The 20,601-nt window shown below is 40.6% G+C and carries 24 protein-coding genes; 12 read left to right on the top strand and 12 right to left on the bottom strand.

The genetic code is table 11. From position 1 onward, the window contains the following. Window positions 1-169: 169 nt before the first annotated feature. From ACHFIY_RS14915 to ACHFIY_RS14895, 5 genes are all read left to right on the top strand, one after another. Window positions 170-817, top strand: a complete 648-nt coding sequence (locus tag ACHFIY_RS14915; RefSeq protein ID WP_410846910.1) for a hypothetical protein — start codon at window positions 170-172, stop codon at window positions 815-817. Window positions 818-943: 126 nt separating this feature from the next. Then, a complete protein-coding gene (gene pheT, locus ACHFIY_RS14910; RefSeq protein WP_410846909.1) occupies window positions 944-3,364 on the top strand; it encodes a phenylalanine--tRNA ligase subunit beta in 2,421 nt (806 codons plus the stop codon). Between the two features lie 99 nt (window positions 3,365-3,463). Then, window positions 3,464-3,751, top strand: coding sequence for a hypothetical protein (locus ACHFIY_RS14905; RefSeq protein WP_410846908.1), 288 nt, complete (start codon window positions 3,464-3,466; stop codon window positions 3,749-3,751). A gap of 79 nt (window positions 3,752-3,830) precedes the next feature. Continuing rightward, complete coding sequence (locus ACHFIY_RS14900) at window positions 3,831-4,136, top strand: cell division protein ZapA (protein ID WP_410846907.1); 306 nt, start codon at window positions 3,831-3,833, stop codon at window positions 4,134-4,136. A 54-nt stretch (window positions 4,137-4,190) separates the two neighbouring features. Then, window positions 4,191-5,408 carry a DegT/DnrJ/EryC1/StrS family aminotransferase gene (locus tag ACHFIY_RS14895; RefSeq protein WP_410846906.1) on the top strand — a complete coding sequence of 406 codons (1,218 nt, stop codon included), beginning with the start codon at window positions 4,191-4,193 and terminating at the stop codon, window positions 5,406-5,408. A 54-nt stretch (window positions 5,409-5,462) separates the two neighbouring features. Here ACHFIY_RS14895 and ACHFIY_RS14890 read toward each other — a convergent pair whose 3' ends face one another. The 5 genes from ACHFIY_RS14890 to ACHFIY_RS14870 all read right to left on the bottom strand — a co-directional run bounded on the left by ACHFIY_RS14890 (window position 5,463) and on the right by ACHFIY_RS14870 (window position 9,580). After that, entirely contained in the window at window positions 5,463-5,738 is a 276-nt protein-coding gene (locus ACHFIY_RS14890; RefSeq protein WP_410846905.1) for a hypothetical protein, read from the bottom strand. Between the two features lie 106 nt (window positions 5,739-5,844). Beyond that, entirely contained in the window at window positions 5,845-7,044 is a 1,200-nt protein-coding gene (locus tag ACHFIY_RS14885; RefSeq protein ID WP_410846904.1) for an anhydro-N-acetylmuramic acid kinase, read from the bottom strand. A gap of 268 nt (window positions 7,045-7,312) precedes the next feature. Further along, a complete protein-coding gene (gene rpsG / locus ACHFIY_RS14880; RefSeq protein WP_410846903.1) occupies window positions 7,313-7,780 on the bottom strand; it encodes a 30S ribosomal protein S7 in 468 nt (155 codons plus the stop codon). Between the two features lie 27 nt (window positions 7,781-7,807). Then, complete coding sequence (gene rpsL, locus ACHFIY_RS14875; protein ID WP_410846902.1) at window positions 7,808-8,188, bottom strand: 30S ribosomal protein S12; 381 nt, start codon at window positions 8,186-8,188, stop codon at window positions 7,808-7,810. 324 nt (window positions 8,189-8,512) lie between these two features. Next, entirely contained in the window at window positions 8,513-9,580 is a 1,068-nt protein-coding gene (locus tag ACHFIY_RS14870) for a branched-chain amino acid aminotransferase (RefSeq protein WP_410846901.1), read from the bottom strand. A 69-nt stretch (window positions 9,581-9,649) separates the two neighbouring features. On the opposite strand from ACHFIY_RS14870, the gene ACHFIY_RS14865 reads away from it, so the two are divergent. From ACHFIY_RS14865 to ACHFIY_RS14845, 5 genes are all read left to right on the top strand, one after another. Then, window positions 9,650-10,204 carry a hypothetical protein gene (locus ACHFIY_RS14865; RefSeq protein ID WP_410846900.1) on the top strand — a complete coding sequence of 185 codons (555 nt, stop codon included), beginning with the start codon at window positions 9,650-9,652 and terminating at the stop codon, window positions 10,202-10,204. 136 nt (window positions 10,205-10,340) lie between these two features. Beyond that, window positions 10,341-10,949 carry an RdgB/HAM1 family non-canonical purine NTP pyrophosphatase gene (rdgB, locus tag ACHFIY_RS14860; protein ID WP_410846899.1) on the top strand — a complete coding sequence of 203 codons (609 nt, stop codon included), beginning with the start codon at window positions 10,341-10,343 and terminating at the stop codon, window positions 10,947-10,949. Between the two features lie 213 nt (window positions 10,950-11,162). Continuing rightward, the gene (locus tag ACHFIY_RS14855; protein WP_410846898.1) at window positions 11,163-11,939 is read left to right on the top strand and encodes an MlaE family ABC transporter permease; all 777 of its coding nucleotides are present in this window, start codon (window positions 11,163-11,165) and stop codon (window positions 11,937-11,939) included. Between the two features lie 6 nt (window positions 11,940-11,945). Continuing rightward, on the top strand, window positions 11,946-12,689 hold the full coding sequence (locus ACHFIY_RS14850) for an ABC transporter ATP-binding protein (protein WP_410846897.1): 744 nt from the start codon (window positions 11,946-11,948) through the stop codon (window positions 12,687-12,689). After that, a complete protein-coding gene (locus ACHFIY_RS14845) occupies window positions 12,686-13,474 on the top strand; it encodes an MlaD family protein (protein WP_410846896.1) in 789 nt (262 codons plus the stop codon). Before ACHFIY_RS14850 ends, ACHFIY_RS14845 begins: the two co-directional genes overlap by 4 nt. 209 nt (window positions 13,475-13,683) lie before the next feature. On the opposite strand, the gene ACHFIY_RS14840 is transcribed toward ACHFIY_RS14845, so the two are convergent. The 4 genes from ACHFIY_RS14840 to ACHFIY_RS14825 form a co-directional block, all read right to left on the bottom strand. After that, window positions 13,684-14,469: a glycosyltransferase family 2 protein gene (locus ACHFIY_RS14840; protein WP_410846895.1), complete on the bottom strand. Its 786-nt coding sequence runs from the start codon at window positions 14,467-14,469 to the stop codon at window positions 13,684-13,686. A 78-nt stretch (window positions 14,470-14,547) separates the two neighbouring features. Next, entirely contained in the window at window positions 14,548-15,357 is an 810-nt protein-coding gene (locus ACHFIY_RS14835; RefSeq protein ID WP_410846894.1) for a glucose 1-dehydrogenase, read from the bottom strand. Window positions 15,358-15,537: 180 nt separating this feature from the next. Continuing rightward, window positions 15,538-16,614: a glycosyltransferase family protein gene (locus ACHFIY_RS14830; RefSeq protein WP_410846893.1), complete on the bottom strand. Its 1,077-nt coding sequence runs from the start codon at window positions 16,612-16,614 to the stop codon at window positions 15,538-15,540. 15 nt (window positions 16,615-16,629) lie between these two features. Next, on the bottom strand, window positions 16,630-17,505 hold the full coding sequence (locus tag ACHFIY_RS14825) for a UDP-2,3-diacylglucosamine diphosphatase (RefSeq protein ID WP_410846892.1): 876 nt from the start codon (window positions 17,503-17,505) through the stop codon (window positions 16,630-16,632). A gap of 989 nt (window positions 17,506-18,494) precedes the next feature. Between ACHFIY_RS14825 and ACHFIY_RS14820 the strand changes: the two genes are divergently transcribed. Then, the gene (locus ACHFIY_RS14820) at window positions 18,495-19,094 is read left to right on the top strand and encodes a glutathione peroxidase (protein WP_410846891.1); all 600 of its coding nucleotides are present in this window, start codon (window positions 18,495-18,497) and stop codon (window positions 19,092-19,094) included. A 32-nt stretch (window positions 19,095-19,126) separates the two neighbouring features. Here ACHFIY_RS14820 and ACHFIY_RS14815 read toward each other — a convergent pair whose 3' ends face one another. The 3 genes from ACHFIY_RS14815 to ACHFIY_RS14805 form a co-directional block, all read right to left on the bottom strand. Beyond that, window positions 19,127-19,462 carry a hypothetical protein gene (locus ACHFIY_RS14815; RefSeq protein ID WP_410846890.1) on the bottom strand — a complete coding sequence of 112 codons (336 nt, stop codon included), beginning with the start codon at window positions 19,460-19,462 and terminating at the stop codon, window positions 19,127-19,129. Then, window positions 19,455-19,814: a hypothetical protein gene (locus tag ACHFIY_RS14810; RefSeq protein WP_410846889.1), complete on the bottom strand. Its 360-nt coding sequence runs from the start codon at window positions 19,812-19,814 to the stop codon at window positions 19,455-19,457. The genes ACHFIY_RS14815 and ACHFIY_RS14810 overlap by 8 nt, the downstream gene beginning before the upstream one ends. 103 nt (window positions 19,815-19,917) lie before the next feature. Continuing rightward, window positions 19,918-20,124 (bottom strand): YtxH domain-containing protein, encoded by a 207-nt coding sequence (locus ACHFIY_RS14805; RefSeq protein WP_410846888.1) that lies wholly within the window; start codon window positions 20,122-20,124, stop codon window positions 19,918-19,920. A 101-nt stretch (window positions 20,125-20,225) separates the two neighbouring features. Here ACHFIY_RS14805 and ACHFIY_RS14800 point away from each other — a divergent pair, with 101 nt between their 5' ends. Then, window positions 20,226-20,588, top strand: a complete 363-nt coding sequence (locus tag ACHFIY_RS14800; RefSeq protein ID WP_410846887.1) for a response regulator — start codon at window positions 20,226-20,228, stop codon at window positions 20,586-20,588. Window positions 20,589-20,601 lie beyond the last annotated feature (13 nt).

The following is a 20,601-nucleotide window of genomic DNA, read 5'->3' as shown; positions in this document are numbered from 1 at the left end:
AAACTACAAATAACAATATTATCAAAAGCAATCTTGCTAATTTTATTGCCCAACAAGCTGTTGCTTTAGCATCCCCCAAATCCATTTTGTGTAAAAAACCCACCCTTTAAATAAACATATTATTTAAGAAGATTATGCAATCTTCCAATGAATACACACAAGAAATATTATGGATAAAATAACGCAAAATAATAGCCGGTTTATTAGCCTGCATGGGCTTAGCGGCATTGTTGTTGGCATATGCGCCTTGACTGCAGGCTGGGCTGCCCATCAAATTATAGATGTTGGCTCCAAGGAAGAAAAATACCTGAAAGAAATTATCAGCAGCTATAGCCAATACACTTCTACCATGAACGAGTACATGGGCGAAAAATTGTTCCTTATTGCTATTGTTGCTTTGTTTGCAGCCCTTTTCTTTTCTTTTTACTTTACTCACAGGCGTAACAAAAAAAACAACCAGCCTATCTGGCACAGCTCGGTAAAGGGGCTATTGATTACTTTATTCTTGCCTGTATTCATAGGGGCGTTACTTATTATTAAATTAATTGCTGAGGGGGCTTATGGTTTTATTACCCCTTGCAGCCTTATTTTCTATGGACTTGGGCTGGTAAATGCCTGTAAATACTTGGAGAGCAAAGCAGTTTGGGTAGGTTATGGGCAGATAGCTGTTGGGCTGATTAATATTTTCGTCATGCAGTGGGGGCTTTACGAATGGGCATTTGGCTTTGGCATCCTCCACTTGGTATATGGCTGCCTTACTTGGTACAAATATGACCGCCACACTATTAAAAGCATCAAAAGCAAGGGTAAATGGTGAATTTTAATTAGGAGTTAGGAGTTATAAATTATGAGTTGTAAACACAATCTTTCAACTCATAATTCATAATTCATAATTCATAACTCCTAACTACGCCTTTATATTTGCAATCCAATAAAGTAGATAATGACGATTAGTTATAATTGGTTAAGCGAATATTTGCCCGAGTCAATAGAACCCGAGAAACTTTCTAAAATCCTTACCAGCATTGGCTTGGAAGTAGAAAGCATGGAACCCTACGAGAGCATCAAAGGTGGTTTGAAAGGGTTGGTGTTAGGCGAAGTACTTACTTGCGAGCCGCACCCTAATGCAGATAAATTAAAAATAACCACTGTAAATATCGGTTCTGGCGAACCCATACAAGTAGTATGCGGGGCAGCCAATGTTGCCGCAGGGCAAAAAGTAGTGGTGGCTACCGTAGGAACTACCATTTACCCATCCACTGGCGACCCACTAACCATGAAAGTGGCCAAGATAAGGGGAGTAGAAAGTTTTGGGATGATTTGTGCCGAGGATGAAATAGGCCATGGAACCAGCCACGAAGGAATATTGGTTTTACCCAACGAGGTAGTGCCAGGCACTCCGGCAGCAGCTTTTTTTAATACATACACAGACATCGTTTACGAGATTGGACTTACACCCAACCGCATGGATGCCATGAGCCATTTGGGGGTAGCCAAAGATGTATGTGCTTATTTAATACACCATTTTAAAGGCGAGCCAAAGGTAAAAAGCCCTTTTGTAAATGCCTTCCCCATAGAAAATACCCAATTGGTTATCCCTGTCACGGTAGAGGATACAGCAGCCTGCCCTAGGTATGCAGGGGTAACCATCAGCGATCTTACCGTGAAAGAATCGCCGGAATGGTTGAAAAACAAGTTGAATGCTATTGGATTAAGGAGCATCAACAATGTGGTGGATATTACCAACTTCATACTCCATGAAACAGGGCAGCCTTTACATGCTTTTGACGCAGACCAAATAGAGGGTGGCAGCATCATTGTAAAAAAAGCAATAGCCGATAGCCTTTTCACTACGCTTGACGAAAAAGAAAGGAAACTATCTGCCGAAGACCTGTTGATTTGCAATAGCAATGGCGAGCCTATGTGTATTGCCGGGGTATTTGGCGGGTTGCATAGCGGTGTTACAGCTAGTACAACCAATATATTTTTAGAGAGTGCTTGCTTTGCTTCTTCCGGCATACGCAAAAGTTCTTTGCGGCATGGCCTTCGTACAGATGCTGCTACACGGTTTGAGAAAGGCGTGGATATTTCAAACACCGTGCATGTGCTGAAACGTGCGGCCTTGTTGATAAAAGAAGTAGCTGGCGGCAGTATCAGCAGCGAGATAATTGATATTTACCCAGCACCAAAAACAAAAACACAGGTAGGTTTAAAATACCAATACCTGAAAAAACTGAGTGGCAAGAATTATCATCCTGATACCGTTAAACGCATCTTGATTGCCTTAGGCTTTGATATAAACAGGGAAGGGATAGATGAACTATCTGTTTCAGTGCCATTCAGTAAGCCAGATATTAGCTTGCCTGCGGATATAGTAGAGGAGGTGATCCGCATTGATGGCCTGGATAATATCGGAATCCCAACCACCATTACGATATCGCCATCTATCAATAGCTTAGGACAAAAAGAAGCGTTGAAAGATAAATTGGCTACCTATTTGGTTGGACAGGGTTTTAATGAAATAGTTACCAATTCCATTACCAACAGTAAGTATTTTGACGAGGCAACTTTGGAAGGAACGGTGAAGATGATGAACAACCTAAGTGCCGATTTGGATGTGCTGCGCCCATCGATGCTGGAAACAGGCTTGGAATGTATTGCCTACAACAGCAACCGCAAAAACACCAACCTGCAATTGTTTGAATTTGGCAAAAGCTATCATGCAAAAGGCGTGGGCAGTTACAGGGAAGATGAACATCTTGCTTTATACATCACCGGGAACAACCATGAAGACAACTGGCAGGAAAAAGCCAAGCCAATGGATTTTTTTCGTGCAAAAGGCATTGCGCAAGCCTTGTTCAACCTGTGCGGGCTAGACAACTTGAAATTTTCACAGGATGAAGGCAACACTATAATAACCATCAGCCATGCAAAGCAAGCAATTGGTTATGTAACTACTGTAGGCAATGCTAAGCTGAAAACATTCGATATAAAACAAGCTGTCTATTTTATTGATATACTATTTGTACCTTTATTGCAACAAATAGAAAAGAAGAAAATAGAATATAAAGAAGTTTCCAAGTTCCCGGCAGTACAAAGAGATTTGGCTCTGGTGGTAGATAAAGCAACCACTTATGGCAAACTGGAAACAGTAGTAAAAAAAGCCAACCTTGCCAAATTACAGTCCATGCGCTTGTTTGATGTGTTTGAAAGTGATAAATTAGGTGCCGGAAAGAAATCAATGGCTGTTAACTTTACCTTTCTTGACGATGAAAAAACATTGACAGATAAGGAAACAGACAGCATGGTAGGCAAGATAGTAGAGGCATTTGAAAAAGAATTGGGGGCGGAGATAAGGAAATAATTAGGAATTATAAATTAGGAATTAGGAATGAAGGCACCTAATCCCCATTTCCCGTCCTAATTCCTAATTATTAATTACTAATTCCTAATTATTATGTAAATGAGTACAATAAACACCCGGTTAGCACAATTACAGCAAAAACTCCAGCAACTGCTCAAGTATTATGGGCAGATGCAGAAGGAGAATGTGCAATTGAAAAAGGAATTGGCCAAAAAGCAAGCCCAATTGGCTGACAGGGAGCAGCAACTGAAACAATTGCAGCAGCAGGTAGATGCCTTGAAGCTAAGCAAAGACGGCTTTACCCTGGAAGAAAAAAAGGAACTGGAAAAAAGGATAGATGTATATGTAAAGGAAATAGACAGGTGCATGTCGCTTTTGAACACCTAGGACTGTTTTGAGTTTTGTGTTTTAAGTTTTGTATTAAAAGAACTTAAAACTTAAAACTTAAAACTTAAAACTCACTACCATGTCAAATGAATTAATAACTGTAAATATTGCCATTGCCGACAGGACATACCGCCTAAAAACAATGACAAAAGACGAGGAGGTTTTACGCAAGACCGTAAAACTTATTAATGAAAAAATTGTTGAATACAAAACACAGTTTGCCGGGAAGGATATTCAGGATTATATTAGCATGGTATTGATTTGGTTAGCCACGGAGCAAACCAAATCTGCAGACCATATCATAGAGATACAAGATGCACTGGATACGATTACCACTTTAGAAAACCAGTTGGAAAGGGCATTAACAACGGAAATAACCATTTAAGCGTTTTTGCCCCAAATTGTCACCTATCAATTATTAATTATCAATTAAATACATATGCCAGGTTTTGAATTATTTGGTGAAGAAGAAAGGAAACACATTAACGATGTAATGGACACAGGCATTATTATGCGTTATGGTTTTGATGGCCCACGCAAAGGCATTTTTAAGTCGCTTGAACTGGAAAAAAAGGTTATGGAAGTTTTTGGCTGTGGCTATGCGCAATTGGTTAGTAGTGGCACTGCGGCATTAACTACAGTGATGGCTGCGCTAAATATTGGCGCGGGTGATGAGGTAATAATGCCGAGTTTTACTTTTGTAGCTAGCTTTGAAGCTATTTTAAGCGTTGGGGCAATACCAGTAATGGTTGATATAGATGAAACCCTAACACTAAGCCCAGAAGCAGTAACAGCTGCCATTACCCCTAAAACAAAATGCGTAATGCCCGTGCACATGTGCGGCAGTATGGCAGATATGGATGCGTTAAAAGCTATTTGTGCTGAACATAATCTCATTTTGCTTGAAGATGCTTGTCAAGCTATTGGCGGCACTTATAAAGGCAAGCATTTGGGTACAATTGGCGATGCAGGCACGTTTAGCTTCGACTTTGTAAAGACAATCACCTGCGGCGAAGGTGGCGTGGTAATGACAAACAGTAAAGACATCCATACCAAATGCGATGGCTATACCGATCATGGGCATGACCATTTGGGCGTGGACCGTGGTACAGATTTGCACCCATTCCTGGGATATAATTTCAGGATTAGTGAATTACATGCGGCCATTGGACTGGGGCAGATAGGCAAATTGCCTACTATTTTGGGCATCCAAAAGAAAAACCACGGCATACTAAAAAGTTATTTGGAGCAGATACCCGAAATTAGTTTCCGCTCATTGCCCGATCCAGAAGGTGATAGCCATTCCTTTATTAGCTGGTTTTTACCAACGGCTGAGTTGGCGCAAGCAGTAGTCGCTGAGATGAAAGCACAAGGCATACTCGCTGGTAATTTCTATTGGTTCGATAACAACTGGCATTATGTGCGCAAATGGCAGCACCTGCAAAACGCCGTGAGCCTGAACAATATAAGCGAAGCACAAAAAACGGCTTTGCTTGCCTTGAAAGATAAGGACTTTAGTACCAGCGATGCAATCATGAGTCGTTGCGTTTCCACTTCCATAGCCCTATCATGGACAGAAGAACAAGTACATGATAAAGGTGCAAAAATGGCTGCTGCTATACAAAAGGTATTGGAAGCGGCAAGTGTAGAAGCATAAATAATTTTAGGTTGTAAGTAATAGGTTTTAGGTATGAAAAAGACTTACAACTTATTACTTATGACTTACGACTGTTCCTCCTTTCCCTTCCATTTTATCTACATATTCCAAGCTGCCTAGCCGGAACCTAAGGGGTATCTTGGTCGATTTTTCCACCTGTAATTCTTTCTTGCACATAAACCCTAGTTTGCTGCTGTAGTAGTTGCTGGGTAATAAGTTTATGGGTATGTGTTTTAGGCTATCTACATTCTGTTTCATGGTAAGCTGGGCATGGGCAGGTTTGCCTGCCAAAAGCAATACGATAGATATGACTGCATTTTTTGCCCGCATGATGGATGTACGATTTGTATGAAGTTAAGGATTTTATTTAGTTGCCACGATGGGTACTCCATAGAGTGAGCCACTCTCGAAGAGTGGCTCACTCTATGGAGTAGATTTATGCTGGGAAGCTGATTTTCCCCATGCTAACCATTGGCATACTTGCTGTACCCTTTCCATTCAAATTTCTCCCTGCAATGGCTTCATTTGCCAACAGAGCAAACAAGACTGCTTCTTTTGCATCTGGGTTGATGCCCAACTCGTTAAAATCATTAAATTCAAACGTAGGTAATTGTGATTGTATATCATTCATCAGCAGTGGATTGTGTATGCCGCCACCGCTTGCATAGACTTTTACTGTTTTGCCTGATGCTGCTTTGCTTTGCAAGGCATCCACAATCATATCGGCACTAAAGCGGATTAAGGTTGCCAGCATGTCGTAATGCGAAATAGCAACAATGCCTGCTGCTTGCTTTGCTTGTTCTATAAAAGCTAGGCTAAACAGTTCTGGCCCCGTGCTTTTGGGGAATGGTTGCTTAAAGAAGTCATCTTTTTTCAACGCTGCTAATAACGGCTCATTCACTTTCCCTTGCAATGCTATGGCAGCATCCTTGTCATATAACTTGCCGGGGAAATATTCCCTTGTGTAGGCATCCATCAAGGTATTGCCTGGGCCAATATCTGTGCTGAACACTTCGCTTATATCCCCGCTAGCGGGTAGCCATGTGAAATTGGCAATACCGCCAATGTTTAGCATTACCCTGTTCTCCCCTTTTTTGCCAAACAAAAAATAATCGCCATAAATGGCCAATGGTGCGCCTTCACCACCTGCTGCAATGTGCTTTTGCCTGAAATCGCTAAGGGTAATGATGCCTGTTGCAACAGCTATATGGTCGCCATCGCCAATTTGCAGGGTGCCATTGCCAAACATATCCAAGCCATGTAAACGCTTAGGGGCGTGGTAAATGGTTTGACCATGGCTGGCAATAATGTCCACGCTGGTATTGGCTATTCCCCATTTCTGCAAGCAGGTGTTTACCATATTGCCATGCTCTGTGCCTATCCATCCGTTTAATAGGCAAAGCTGTTCTAGGTTCACTTGTTTTTTGCTGAATACCTGCCTTACTGCATTGGTGACTGTTTCTGTATAAGGTACTGTTTCAAAACGTAATAGTTCCATTTTTGTATCCATGCCAGCACCTTTAAACCTGCATATGGCTACGTCCAAGCCATCCAAGGATGTACCGCTCATTAGCCCAATGATTATCCGTTGTGGCTTTTGTGCAATTGAATAGAGGTGCGAGATGTTGGGATTCAAAACTTGGTGGATTAAAGTTTTTGTTACTACTTACCAAATCGAATATGCTTTTTTGCCACAAAGGCACAAAAACACGAACAAACACGAAGGTTAAAAGGAACTGATAATATAGTTTTTTTTCTTTTCATCTTCTTCCCTTAAAACTTTGTGCCACTTTGTGCTTTCGTGTCTTCGTGGCAGATTAACCAAATTTTCACTTAAGTAATAACAAAAAAAGCAGTAGCCAAAATAATCGGCTACTGCTTTTTCCAAAAAATATACACTACACTTATATCTTAAAGTGAGAGAAAGCTTTATTGGCTTCAGCCATACGGTGAATATCTTCTTTCTTTTTGTAAGAAGCACCTTCACCCTTGCTTGCTGCGATTATTTCGTTGGCTAATTTGTCTGCCATGGTACGCCCATTCCTTTCACGACTGTAACGAATCAACCATTTGATGCTCAAAGAAATTTTCCTGTCAGCACGTACTTCCGTAGGTATTTGGAAAGTAGAACCACCAATACGGCGGCTACGTACCTCTACAGCAGGCGTAACATTAGAAATGGCTTTTTTCCAAATTTCGTAGCCATCTTCATTAGTTATTTTGCTCACTTTGTCAACGGCATCATAAAAAATGGTGATGGCTGTACTCTTTTTACCGTCCCACATTAGGTTGTTGATAAAACGAGTAACCAGTTTGTCGTTGAAACGACCGTCTGGTGCTAATGGTAATTTTTTAGCTTGTGCTTTACGCATGGATTAACTATTGAAAAATGTTTTAAATTATTTTTTTGCTTTTGCTTTCTTAGTACCGTATTTAGAACGGCTTTTCTTCCGGTCTTTCACGCCAGCAGTATCCAAACTACCCCGTACAATATGATAACGTACGCCTGGCAAATCTTTTACCCTGCCACCACGTATCAATACGATGGAGTGTTCTTGCAAATTATGCCCCTCGCCCGGTATATAGGCTATCACCTCAACCTTGTTAGTCAAACGAACTTTTGCTACTTTACGCAACGCAGAGTTTGGCTTTTTAGGCGTAGTAGTATAAACCCTGGTGCAAACACCACGGCGTTGAGGACAGGCATCTAAAGCCCTTGATTTACTTTTTGCCCTGATTATCTCACGGCCTTTTCTAACTAATTGTTGTATTGTAGGCATTTTTAACCTTCTATTTTTTTTCGGACGGCAAAAGTACGCACCTTGCCGTTATGTTCCAAATAAATTAATAAATATTTTCAAACTCACTTAATATCCACAGGGAAACAAGTGGATAGTTGCAAGTTACAATGGATTAAAATATCTTTTTTCTTTCCCACCAACCCTATTAGGAGTTGGCAATTGCCCCATTTATCTACCACGGGTTGCTCCCGTGGCTACAATTGTTCAACCCTATCAGGGTTTTTGGCTAAGCTACCTTATTTTAAAAAAGCTATTATGACAACGTTATTTAAGCAAACCTAATTCCTAATTTAGAATTCCTAATTATCTCACCGCTACCATCCACCCATGCACATCTGGTACTTTGCCTGTTTTAATATCGTCTAGCCTGCTTTTTAACTCAGGGGCGATCGTCATGCTGCCCACATCAAACTTCATTACCGTATCTTGGTATTTCAATTCTTGGATTGGGGAGATGGTAACAGCAGTGCCAGTGCCAAAAACTTCGGCTACTAAGCCAGCTTTATAGGCTTCTATTAATTCATCAATGCTTATCCTCCTTTCTTCCACAGGGTAACCCATTTCTTGCAGCACCGTTAATGCACTATCCCTAGTAACGCCAGCCAAAATAGTACCTTCTTCCAAGCTAGGGGTTATCGCCACGCCGTCAATAATGAAAAATACATTCATGGTACCTACCTCTTGCAACCATTTGTGTTCAAAAGCATCTGTCCACAAAATCTGGTCATAGCCTGTTTTCTTGGCTATTTGCGTAGCAATTAAGCTTCCTCCATAGTTCCCTGCATTTTTAGCAAACCCCACACCGCCAGGCGCAGCACGGGTATATACCTCCTCCACGCATATCTTCATGGGGGCGGCATAATAAGGTCCTGTTGGGCTTAATATGATGATGAACAAATAGGTATCAGAAGGTTTCACACCCAGCACTTCGTCGGTAGCAAACATAAACGGCCTGATGTATAAAGAATGGTCCGGTTTGGAAGGAATCCAATCTTTATCCACAGCAATCAATTGCTTCATGCCTTCTATAAATATTTCTTCTGGCACGGCAGGCATACACATACGTTCAGCAGAAGTATTGAAACGCTTTAGGTTTTCATAAGGCCTAAAAACAACCGCTTCGCCATCGTCATTTTTAAATGCCTTGATGCCTTCAAAAATAGATTGCCCATAATGGATTGCCGCCAAGGCAGGGTCCAATGCCAATGGCTGATACGGTTTTATTTCCACGCTTTGCCATTCGCCGTTTGCATACTCGGCCACCAGCATGTGGTCAGTAAAATATTTTCCAAAAGGGAGATGGTTAAAGTCTACATCCTTTAATTTGCTGTGCGTAGTTTTTGTAACGCTAATACTCATCGTTTCCACCATAACTGTGAATTTGCTGCAAATTAACTAAAAAATAGAAAAAGAATACCTACTATTATCCTAAAATTGCGGATGAGTTTCGATAAAATACAACTTCCCGGCTTTGTAATTGCAGATTTGTACCGGGGCAATCTTGTGCTTACCGATGCTGCACCACCAGTTTCACCATTAAAGCCTGCAAGCAAACCCCCTGCCCTACTCGTGGAAAAAGCTGTGCCGAATGCTGATAAACAATGGTTTTTAGGGAGCAATCAAAAGCAAATTTCTATTGTTGTGCACGATGCAGAAGCGGTTTACTTGCGAGACGAATGGCTACAATTCCTCACCAGTATATTAGGTGCATGCAAGCTAAATATTGGCGATGTGGCCATTGTAAACCAATTTAAAACAGAAATTAGTTTTACAAACTTGCAGGCAACCACTATGCCCAAATTCCTAATCATGTTTGGGGTAAGCTGCAGTACGGTGCAGTTGCCATTTACCATACCCGATTACCAAGTACAAGCCTACAATAATTGCAGCATCCTGCAAGCCCCTGCATTGTCTTTGATGCTGGGCAACACAGAAGCCGTTAAAGTAGAAAAAACAAAGCTTTGGCTTAGTTTGAAAAAAATGTTCAATATTTAATAAATAGCCAAAAAGGCTCGAAGGCACTAAGATGCACGAAGAAATATAAGAAATAAATTGTTGGCTTTTTTCTTCCGTTTCCTTTTAACCCTTTGTGCTTCTTTGAGTCTTAGTGCCTTTGTGGCAATTAAAATTTATGGCAAAAAAACACACCACCATGCAAAATAACCTCCCCATACTCATATTCGCCACCAACAACCAGCACAAAGTAGCAGAAATACAAAGCGTAGCTGGTGGCTATTTCAATATCATAACCCTGAAAGCAGCGGGCATAGATATTGATATACCCGAGCCATACGATACCTTAGAGGCCAATGCAACCGAAAAGTCGTCCATCATTTTTAAAATGACTGGGCAAAATGTTTTTAGCGAAGACACAGGCTTGGAAGTGCCAGCACTAAATGGCGAGCCTGGCGTAAAAAGCGCCCGCTATGCCGGCGAAGGGCGGGATTTCCAGGCGAATATTGACAAGCTATTGCTCAACCTAGAAGGTAAACCTAATAGGGGAGCACAATTCCGTACCATTGTTTCCCTGATATTGGATGGCAAAGAATATTTGTTTGAAGGCATTTGCAAAGGGAAAATAACTGAAGACCAGAAAGGCTTGCAAGGCTTTGGCTACGACCCCATTTTTATCCCTGCTGGTAGCGACAAAACTTTTGCAGAGATGACGATGGATGAAAAAAACAGTTTCAGCCACCGGAAGAAGGCAATTAGTGGGTTGATTGCATTTTTGGGTAAATAAAGCTTGCTCAAAGTTTTTTAATGCCACTTTGCAAATAATACAATTTATACAAATAGGATATAAAAAACTAAGGGGCGAAAGGGTAATGCTTGACTTTGATTTGGCAAGTAAATATGTAGAATTATTTACCCAACAATGCTTTTTTAAGTATAAATTTATTTTTATTTACCTGTAAAATATTTTAGGAATAGTTTTTTCTTATTGTCTTTTGCAATGAGTGAAAAAATAACATTATACCTAAACGGATTTTTGGAAAGCATCGGCGACCAAGCCATGTTTATTTCCTCCTTCTTCCGGAATATTTTCAGAGGTGGTTTTGAGTGGGAAGAACTAATGCGCCAATGCTACCTTATCGGCCTAAAGTCTTTAAACATAGTGATGATTACAGGATTTGTGCTGGGCTTTGTACTTACGCTTCAATCCGAGCCATCTTTCAAGGCATTTGGGGCAGAAAGTTTTGTACCTACCATGGTTACTATTTCTGTAATCCGTGAAATAGGCCCGGTGGTTACTGCGCTTATTTGTGCTGGTAAAATAGCTTCTGGCATTGGTGCCGAGCTAGGCAGCATGAAAGTAACCGAGCAAATTGCCGCCATGGACGTGTCTGGTGCCAATCCAGTGCAATACCTGGTGGTTACTCGCATCCTTTCTTGTTTCTTTATGGTGCCGCTGCTTGTTTTATTTGCAGATGCCTGTGCATTTTTTGGTGGGTTTGTGGGCACTAATATTTCGGGCAGCATGTCTGGTATGCTGTATTTCAACAAATCCTTTTCAACACTCGATTTCACTGATTTTTTCCCTGCCTTTATTAAAACATTCCTGTTTGGCTTTGCAATTGGCGTTGTGGGTTGCTATAAGGGCTTTAATGCTGACAAAGGCACAGAAAGCGTGGGCATAGCTGCAAATACGGCCGTGGTTGCTGCCTCTATATGGATTATTGTTATTGATGCCGTTGCAGTGCAGGTAACCAGCATATTTGTTTATAATTAAAAGCTAATGGAAAACGAAAAAGTTATAGAAATTCACGGGCTTAAAAAATCTTTCAACGGCAAGGAGGTATTAAAAGGCATTGACCTGACCCTGAAAAAAGGTGAGAACATTGTGGTGATTGGCAAAAGCGGGCAGGGCAAAAGCGTAACCATCCAATGTATAGTGGGTATGATAACCCCAGACGAAGGCAGCGTAAAAGTATTGGGGCAGGAAATTGGTGACCTAAATGAGGAGCAACTGAAAGACATAAGGGTAAAAGTTGGTTTCCTTTTTCAACATGCCGCCCTGTACGACTCCATGACTGTGCGGGAAAACCTTGCATTCCCTTTAAAGCGTGTGCTGAAAATAAAAGACGCAGCAGAGATTGAAAAACGCTCTATCGAGGCACTAGAAGCCGTAGGACTAGCTGATGCAATAGATAAAATGCCTTCTGACTTATCGGGCGGGCAACGCAAAAGGATGGGGCTTGCCAGGACTTTGATTGTAAAACCAGAAATTATTTTATACGACGAGCCTACAACGGGGCTGGATACCGTTACCAGTAAGGAAATAAGTCAGCTTATTTTGGATATAAGGAAAAAGTACAACGCCTCCTCTATTATCATTACCCACGATATGTCTTGCGCCAAAATGACTGCAGACAGGATAGTGGTGATGAACGATGGCAGGTACATAGCAGAAGGCAGCTATGAAGAGCTGGAACATTCGAGCGACACATTTATTAATTCATTTTTTAAACTCGGTTTATGACAAACAATGCAACCCAAAAAATAAAGACAGGCATTTTTATACTTGCTGGCGTAGGGGTATTGCTGCTTATTATGTATTTTATCAGCAGCAAAAAAAATCTTTTTAGCAGCACCATCAGCCTGCATGTAAAATACAAAACTGTCTCTGGCTTACAGCAAGGGGCTTATGTAAGGTTTGCAGGGATCAATGTAGGCGTAGTGGACCTGATAGACATTGAAAACGACACTACGGTTGACGTAACCCTTATTGTACAGAAAAAAGTACAAAAATTTATAAAGGCCGATAGCCGGGCCAGCATTGGCAGCGATGGGCTAATGGGCGACAAACTGGTACAAATAATGCCTGGTAAAGACAGTTCGGCCTTGATAAAAGAAAACGGCACTTTAAAAGCCATCAACCCTTACGACATGGACAAGCTGATGGGCAAGGCAGAAAAAGTAGGTGCAAAAATAGAAAATATTGTAACCAATATGGATACCTTGTCTGGCCACTTGTCGTCTATATTTGGCAAAGTAAACAATGGCCGTGGCACACTTGGCAGGTTGATAAACAACGACAAGCTGGCCACTGAGCTGGAAGAAACCGTAGCCTCGGCTAAAACAACTGTAAGAACGGCAAACAAAGCAGCAGAAGGTCTAAGCCAAAACATGGAAGCGGCCAAGCACAACTTTTTGCTGAAAGGTTTTTTCAAGAGCAAGGAAAAGAAACGCATTGCCGATTCTATAGCACAAGTAAAAGCTGCACAACAACCAGACCTAGATAAGAAAAAGGATAAGAAAAATTAAAAAAATATTGTTCCTGCTCCGCTCGCACAGGGCTCTGTCTTGTGCAAGTGCATTACTTAATTCTAAAAATACAATCATTTTCTTTTTGCTGTAAACACCTGCATTAAGTAACGCCTACGAACACGCTGGGAGGCCTGCTAAAGGGAGATGCTGAAAATGCTGTTTTATTGTGGTGGCTACGCACAACATAATAAAACAGCATCTTTATTTTATTTCTTAATTCCAGTAGGTTCTTTCCAATTGTGTTGCAATTCTGCCAGTTTTATGTATTTATAATAAGTAGAAGTAAAATTATACATTGCAATCACCAGGCCTGCACGGCCATCTAAAAAACCCTTTTTAATAAAATAGGTTTGGATAAAGCTAGTAATGCCATGCAACAAAGCAACTCTTAGCCCGCCTTTTTTTTTGTTGAGTAATTTTTGTGCCCCGAGCGAGGAGTACCGATTGGTTTTTGCCAGTATTTGTTCAAGGTTCTCGAATGGGTATTGCCAGATAGCGTTTTTCATAATACCAGTTTCTCCCTCTACTTTGTAGCGTTCGTGTACAGCATCTTCCATGTACCGCATACTGTTTTTCCTGAATAATTGTGGCTGCCGATAGTCGGGATACCAACCTGAATGTTTTATCCATTGCCCTAAGAAAAAATTTTTCCTAGGTACATAGTAAGCAACTGGCTGTCCTTTTTTGTATTCTTCCGTTATTATTTTTTTAATTTCATCCCTTGCCTCTGGCGTGCATCTTTCATCAGCATCTAGGCTAAATATCCAATCGTGCTTGCAATTATCTATAGCATCGTTCCTAAGCTTGCCAAAGCCTTCGAAAGGCACTTGCACCACTTTTGCGCCAGCAAGGGCAGCAATCTCCGCAGTTTTGTCTGTACTAAAAGAATCCACTACAATTACTTCGCTTGCCCAGCCAATAACACTGTCAATTGCTTGTTTAATTTTCCTTTCTTCATTATACCCAATAATATAAGCAGACACATTAGCCATAAAGCACCTGTATTAATTTAAAGAGTAAACTTATACTCAAAATAATACAAGTGCCAAAGGTAAAATATTTACAACTGATTACCCATTCGTAGTAAATCCGGGATACAAAGTCATACCACCATCTACAAACAAAGAAATGCCATTTACATAATCGCTATCATCACTTGCTAGCCACACCGCTGCATTTCCAATATCTTCCGGTTGGCCAATACGTTTGTATGGTATAAGCGTAAGTAAAGCCGACAATGCCTCTGGCGTATCCCATGCGCTGCGGTTGATAGGCGTTTGTATGGCACCTGGGCAAATACTATTGATGCGTATTTTCTTAAAGGCAAATTCCTGTGACAATGTTTTCATAAGTAGCATTATCCCACCTTTGCTAGCCGCATAGTTTGCATGTCCTGCCCAAGGAATAACTTCGTGCACACTGCTCATGCAAATAATTTTGCCCGCAGCTTTCGATTTTGTAGAGTCGATGCCCCTTCGCAAAAATTCCCTCACAGCCTCCCTTGCACACAAGAAAAACCCTGTAAGGTTAATGCCTAAGACTAGGTTCCACTGGTCTAGTGTCATTTCTTCAAACCGTGCATCTTTTTGTATGCCAGCATTGTTTACCAGTATATCCACTGTGCCAAACTGTGCCACTGTGCTGGCAAACATCTGTTGTACGTCTGCCTCTTTGCTTACATCGCACTGGCAACTAACGGCTTTGCCACCACCAGCCACAATAGCTGCAATAACAGCCTCTGCCGCATCTTTTGCCCCTTCAAATGGGTAGTTTACTATTACGGTTGCTCCAGCTTCAGCCAATGATTTTGCCACGCCTGCCCCTATGCCACTACTTGCCCCGGTAACAATAGCTACTTGGTTTTGTAATTTTTTTTCCATTTGTTTTTTAAGTTTATTAAGGGTGGTTTAAAATTGTTTCAGCTACTAAATTATGGAAAGTGGACCAAGTTTTTATCGTAAATATTATAATTGGTTTATTAGTGGTGATTTGCTTTGGTAATCAAGTCTAGCAAATAACTTCCCGAAAGTTTAAAACTTTCGGGAAGTTGGAGGTTAACGCTATGCAAACGACAACTCGTCTGGGTAAAGCAAATAAAAGTCATTTTCTGTGCGTGGTGCGGTTTTCCTTACTATCCCTTTTTCCATTACCATGCCTACTATTTCGTTGGTAGATTGCTGCAAGGTTAATGGCTTTGGTGCCAAGCTAGACAGCCATTTGTATATCGTGGCAGTAAAATGCTCGTCAATCGTGTTGATAATCGGCACCCTGAACTTTTCTAGTGCTGCTGCGTTGCACAGTTGCTCGTATTGGCCTTTTATGGGCAAGCACAATAATTTTTTACCTAGGTACAGTGCTTCTGCGGGCGTTTCAAAGCCCGCACCTGTAATAATGCCTGCTGCATCAATCATGCTGCTGGCAAAGCCATCGTTGCTAATCGGCATTAGCGTAATATTCCGTTTTTGTTCAATGGCGGTTGCTTTTTTAGAAAACAGATGGAAGGGTATGTCCTTGCATTTTTGCAGTGCAGCTATCACTACCTCATCGCTATAGTGCGATAAATAAACCGATACATGCCCTTTGTTGCTAGGCGTGGCCTCTAAAATTTGCTGCTTGATAATGGGCGAAAAAATAAAATCGTCATAGTTCTCAAAATGCAATCCTATATAATTGGTTGCGGTTGCGTAATGCGTTAGGACCCATTCTCCCAACATGTCTTTTTGTAAGGGCTTAGGTGTGTTGGGAGAAATAAAGCTGGCCTGGTGGCCAAAGTTAATACTGGGTATTTGTTTCAGCTTGCAGGCAAGGGAGGTGATGCACTCAAAGTCGTTTATTACAATATCATATTGCTCTACCGGAAGTTGGTTGGCTTCTTTCCACAATTGCCTTACATCCAGTTGCTTCCATATTTTCATATAGTCTAGCCCACCCCTGTTGCCATAAAACAGGCTTAGCCCATTACTCCTGTATTTTACAGGTAGTGCTGCTTTTAGGTTACTGTTGCTGCCGCTAAGAAAAACATCTACTTCTCCATATTTCTCCAAATATGGCATTAGTTGCATTGCCCGGGCTATATGCCCATTGCCTGTTGCCTGAACGGCGTATAGAATTTTTATTTTGGGGGTTACATAAGCCATAATAGGGTGTTTTACTTAAACCGACATTTTAATGATGTTTTCTATGCTGGGCAACGCACTAAAAAATAATACTTCCTCTGGCACTACATTTAACTTCGGTAGCCTTTTTTCCAATGCTACAACGGGTGCCGCATTCGTGTCGAATTGCTTTGCATCGTACTGGTAAATTGTCCATTCTTTTTTGTTGTATTCCAGTGCGGTAAGGTTCTCGATCCAGTCGCCACTGTTCAGGTAGGTTACGCTACCTTTATCGGTGGTAATCACTCTTTTCTGGGGCTGGTGTATATGCCCGCAAATAACATAGTCATATTTTTTCTCAATGGCCAGCTCGGCGGCTGTCTGTTCAAAATCGCCAATCCACGACACTGCTTTTTTCACTCCATTTTTTACTTTCTTGCTAAAGCTCATTTTTTCCCTGCCCATCAGCTTCAGCAGCCAGTTGATGAAACTATTGATCATAATCAGCAAATCGTACCCATGCCCACCAAGTTTTGCCAGCAGCTTAGCACTTCCTTTGGTGGTGGCATCAAACACATCGCCGTGGAAAAGCCAAGCAAGTTTGCCATCTATTTCTATCACCAATTTGTCCGTTAGTTGAAAATTGCCCATTACTAGGTCTGTGTAACGCCTCATGGCTTCGTCGTGGTTGCCAGTTATATAGATAACATGCGTATTTTTGCTAAGCAGGTTCATTATTTCCTTTATAACTTGCATGTGCGAAACCGGGAAATACCGCTTGTTGAATTGCCAAACGTCTATTATATCTCCGTTTAGGATAAGTATCTTTGGGTTGATACTTTTTAAATAATTGACTATTTCTGTGGCGTTGCAACCGTATGTACCCAAATGCAGGTCGCTTAGTACCACTACCTCAACTTGCCTTTTTTCCATGTGCTTTAAAGTTGACCAAAATTCCTGCTCGCTTGTTAACTGAATGTTACCCAATTGCAATCAAATTGTAACCTCTAGCGCATGCTAAATTGAAATAATAGCCAGAAAGGCATGAAAACACAAAGAAGCGCAAAGAAAAAAGTTAAAGGGTATTGGACAACTTAAAGTAGGCGCATTTAAAAATTTCTCTTTTTGTTGTTTTCAGGTTGGTAGAATCACGAAATATTCAATCTTGCTACAAGACAATCCCTGCTGTTTCCTGCCCAACAAGAATCCTATATGGGGGAAATTTTGGATACTCATGGGGGAATATTTCCCCCATATAGGATTTTTATTTTGGGCTATGTAGCTATGCATACTAATTTTACATTAAAGGAGCAACTAGGGGCTTTTTGGCCTTGCCTCCTGCATCGGATGTTAACTGGCTTAGGAAAATGATAATCCACCATCAAAATCTTATCAGTTTCTTATCAATAAACTATCAGTTTCTTATCATAAAACTATCATTATATTATCAGTGTATTATCCTAAAATTCACTTAAATTATAATAAAAAATGAGGCCTAATAAAGCATAAACAAATGAATATCAATGAGTTACAGGCAAATTAAGGAAATTAGCAAAAAAAAATAAACCGATGAAAAACAAAAAATAACCCAGTTCAAATATTCGCTCAAGTCTTCGCATTCCCCTCCTTTTTCCCTGCTCCATCTCCCTTGTTCTTGCCAAAACTCCTTTTGGAGAGTGTTGGGGTGAGGCTGGTCTGTAAGGTGGTGCTTTCACAATCACATAGTAAAGCTTCTTCTAAATAAAAAAGGCTAATAAAAAAGTGAATATTTGAAATGCACCTTTTAAAGCAGGCTCTTATTTTCTTCTTTTCCCCCTTATTTCCTTTGTGCCATTTTGAGCCTTTGTACCTTTGTGATAAAGTTTTTTAATAAAACTTATTCTTCCATTCATTTGTATATAAGATGTCCTAAAGAAACAACGATGACAATAAAACAAGTTATTTTAAAACAAGTATATCATGTGCTGATGTTGATGGCAAAGATTTTTCCTGCATGGGGGCTTGCACTACCCAATAGTGGCAATGTGAAGCCTATTGATAGTTTGTATGCCTTGCAGGTAAATGACAATCATAAGCAGCCATTTTCTTTTGCCCAGTACAAGGGCAAGAAAATATTGCTTGTAAACACGGCCAGCAATTGTGGCTACACGGCCCAGTACAATGAATTGGAAAGCCTGTACAAGCAATACAAAGATAAATTGGTGGTGATTGGCTTCCCGGCAAATGATTTTCAAGGGCAGGAACCGGGGAGCGATACGGCTATTGCACAATTCTGCAAGCTAAATTATGGTGTTTCGTTCCCTTTAATGGCAAAGTCAATCGTCATAAAAGGCAATGGGCAAAACAGCGTTTATCAATGGTTGACAGACCCGGCAAAAAACGGCTGGTGTAGCCAGCCCCCCGTGTGGAATTTTTGTAAATACCTAATAGACGAAAATGGCGTGCTTACCCATTTTTTCAACCAAAACATCTCGCCGCTAGACAAGCGTGTGGTAGCAGCCGTGAATGCACCTGCAAAATAAGGGAGGGGGGTGAAAATAAAATTTATAACTATTCATTTTTTTTCTTTCCCACTTCCCAAAAGATGGGATGCTAGGTTTTTGCTTACAAAAGGAAGGATTAGCTTTAATGGCCAACTAAACCTTTTAAAAACTGTTCTTTGCAACAAGCCTACTGCATAGTCCACTACAGTATTCAATACCTTATTGTCTGGGTTCCTAGACGTAAGTTTACCCAATAATTTAATAAAAGACAAGCCTGGCTCCAAGTCGCCTTTTATTTTGCCTATATTTTTGCTTAACTGTTCTTTCTGCCTAAAAAGCTGGGCTTCCAAACGCTTTTTTTCTCGCTGTAAGTCTTCATAATTATTTATAACGGGGCTACTATTCATATAGTTTTCTGATTAAAACATTTCGTACAATACCAAAAATGGTTGTTTTCCTGAAAATCATCAATACCAACCCTATTAAAGTATACATGCCCGCTACAACAAAATACCCTTCCATGTCTGTATGCAAAACCCGGTTGAAATATACAGCCAAGCCAATGCTTGCAAAAAGCACCACAAAAAGTGCTATTGCCATTAAAACCAAGTACAAAAAAAATATACTCAGCGTTGTGGCAGCCCTGTCTGCAACCTTTAGAACAGTGAGGTGGTAATAAGTGTCTATAATATCTGTAAGGTTCTCGGTTATGTCTTCTAGCCGATCTTTTAATACTTCTGTGTCTTTTATAACTTCCATGAAATAAATATTAAAATAGGTATTACTATTGAGGTGCAAGTTTTGTTAATCGGCCACGAAGGCACAAAAAAACATTGTAAATGTGGTGAGTAGTAAAAAAAGTTTATGCAGTAGCTTCCTGAACATGCTCATCTACGGTAGAGGCAGTTTGTATTACTTGGTTTTTTAAATTGGCTGACCAGTCTGCAATATTCGCTTTTGCTTTGTCGCATATTTCCTTTGTTTTTTCAGGGTTTACCAACATGCCAATGGTAACCCCGATAGCGGCAGCACCAAAGATGCCTACGAAAATCTTTAATGTAGTTGTCATAATGATTATGTTTAATTGTTTTCCACAATTAATGAAAATAATATGCCATAATCATTTTTGTGGCACTGAAATTTCTCATTAAAGATTATTACCTTTCAATTATGAAGAAACTAGTGGTTATAGATGATGAGGACGATTTTTGTACCTTAGTAAAATTGCAATGCCTGCGAAACGGCGTTGAATGCAGGTACGCAAACACCATTGCGGAAGGGATAAGCCTATTGAATGATTTTGTGCCAGATGTAGTGATTTTAGACAATAATTTGCCAGATGGGTATGGTTGGCAGCATGCAGACTATTTGCTGGGCAAGTACCCTCATATTTCGCTGAATTTAATTACTGCTAAAAATAGTTTTGAAAAGTCAAATAATACATACTACAAAAAGGACGAGCGCATATCCTGTTATTTAAAACCACTGTCATTGTTGCAATTGGACAATATTATACACACAACGACTGGGTAAATATTTACACACT

Source organism: Parasediminibacterium schistidii (genome assembly GCF_046546515.1).
Taxonomy (GTDB): domain Bacteria; phylum Bacteroidota; class Bacteroidia; order Chitinophagales; family Chitinophagaceae; genus Parasediminibacterium.
The sequence above is the reverse complement of the archived record's forward strand: the minus strand, read 5'-3'. Positions and strand labels throughout refer to the sequence as shown.

Excerpts from the sequence above, each read along its gene's own strand:
- ACHFIY_RS14895 (WP_410846906.1), top strand. The coding sequence starts at position 4,191 with ATGCCAGGTTTTGAATTATTTGGTGAAGAAGAAAGGAAACACATTAAC.
- ACHFIY_RS14905 (WP_410846908.1), top strand. The coding sequence starts at position 3,464 with ATGAGTACAATAAACACCCGGTTAGCACAATTACAGCAAAAACTCCAG.
- ACHFIY_RS14840 (WP_410846895.1), bottom strand. The coding sequence starts at position 14,469 with ATGGCTAATGTGTCTGCTTATATTATTGGGTATAATGAAGAAAGGAAA.
- ACHFIY_RS14825 (WP_410846892.1), bottom strand. The coding sequence starts at position 17,505 with ATGGAAAAAAGGCAAGTTGAGGTAGTGGTACTAAGCGACCTGCATTTG.
- ACHFIY_RS14845 (WP_410846896.1), top strand. The coding sequence starts at position 12,686 with ATGACAAACAATGCAACCCAAAAAATAAAGACAGGCATTTTTATACTT.
- ACHFIY_RS14890 (WP_410846905.1), bottom strand. The coding sequence starts at position 5,738 with ATGCGGGCAAAAAATGCAGTCATATCTATCGTATTGCTTTTGGCAGGC.
- ACHFIY_RS14870 (WP_410846901.1), bottom strand. The coding sequence starts at position 9,580 with ATGGTGGAAACGATGAGTATTAGCGTTACAAAAACTACGCACAGCAAA.
- ACHFIY_RS14835 (WP_410846894.1), bottom strand. The coding sequence starts at position 15,357 with ATGGAAAAAAAATTACAAAACCAAGTAGCTATTGTTACCGGGGCAAGT.
- ACHFIY_RS14855 (WP_410846898.1), top strand. The coding sequence starts at position 11,163 with ATGAGTGAAAAAATAACATTATACCTAAACGGATTTTTGGAAAGCATC.
- ACHFIY_RS14810 (WP_410846889.1), bottom strand. The coding sequence starts at position 19,814 with ATGGAAGTTATAAAAGACACAGAAGTATTAAAAGATCGGCTAGAAGAC.
- ACHFIY_RS14850 (WP_410846897.1), top strand. The coding sequence starts at position 11,946 with ATGGAAAACGAAAAAGTTATAGAAATTCACGGGCTTAAAAAATCTTTC.
- rpsG (WP_410846903.1), bottom strand. The coding sequence starts at position 7,780 with ATGCGTAAAGCACAAGCTAAAAAATTACCATTAGCACCAGACGGTCGT.
- ACHFIY_RS14830 (WP_410846893.1), bottom strand. The coding sequence starts at position 16,614 with ATGGCTTATGTAACCCCCAAAATAAAAATTCTATACGCCGTTCAGGCA.
- pheT (WP_410846909.1), top strand. The coding sequence starts at position 944 with ATGACGATTAGTTATAATTGGTTAAGCGAATATTTGCCCGAGTCAATA.
- ACHFIY_RS14900 (WP_410846907.1), top strand. The coding sequence starts at position 3,831 with ATGTCAAATGAATTAATAACTGTAAATATTGCCATTGCCGACAGGACA.
- rdgB (WP_410846899.1), top strand. The coding sequence starts at position 10,341 with ATGGCAAAAAAACACACCACCATGCAAAATAACCTCCCCATACTCATA.
- ACHFIY_RS14805 (WP_410846888.1), bottom strand. The coding sequence starts at position 20,124 with ATGACAACTACATTAAAGATTTTCGTAGGCATCTTTGGTGCTGCCGCT.
- ACHFIY_RS14815 (WP_410846890.1), bottom strand. The coding sequence starts at position 19,462 with ATGAATAGTAGCCCCGTTATAAATAATTATGAAGACTTACAGCGAGAA.
- ACHFIY_RS14800 (WP_410846887.1), top strand. The coding sequence starts at position 20,226 with ATGAAGAAACTAGTGGTTATAGATGATGAGGACGATTTTTGTACCTTA.
- rpsL (WP_410846902.1), bottom strand. The coding sequence starts at position 8,188 with ATGCCTACAATACAACAATTAGTTAGAAAAGGCCGTGAGATAATCAGG.
- ACHFIY_RS14915 (WP_410846910.1), top strand. The coding sequence starts at position 170 with ATGGATAAAATAACGCAAAATAATAGCCGGTTTATTAGCCTGCATGGG.
- ACHFIY_RS14820 (WP_410846891.1), top strand. The coding sequence starts at position 18,495 with ATGACAATAAAACAAGTTATTTTAAAACAAGTATATCATGTGCTGATG.
- ACHFIY_RS14865 (WP_410846900.1), top strand. The coding sequence starts at position 9,650 with ATGAGTTTCGATAAAATACAACTTCCCGGCTTTGTAATTGCAGATTTG.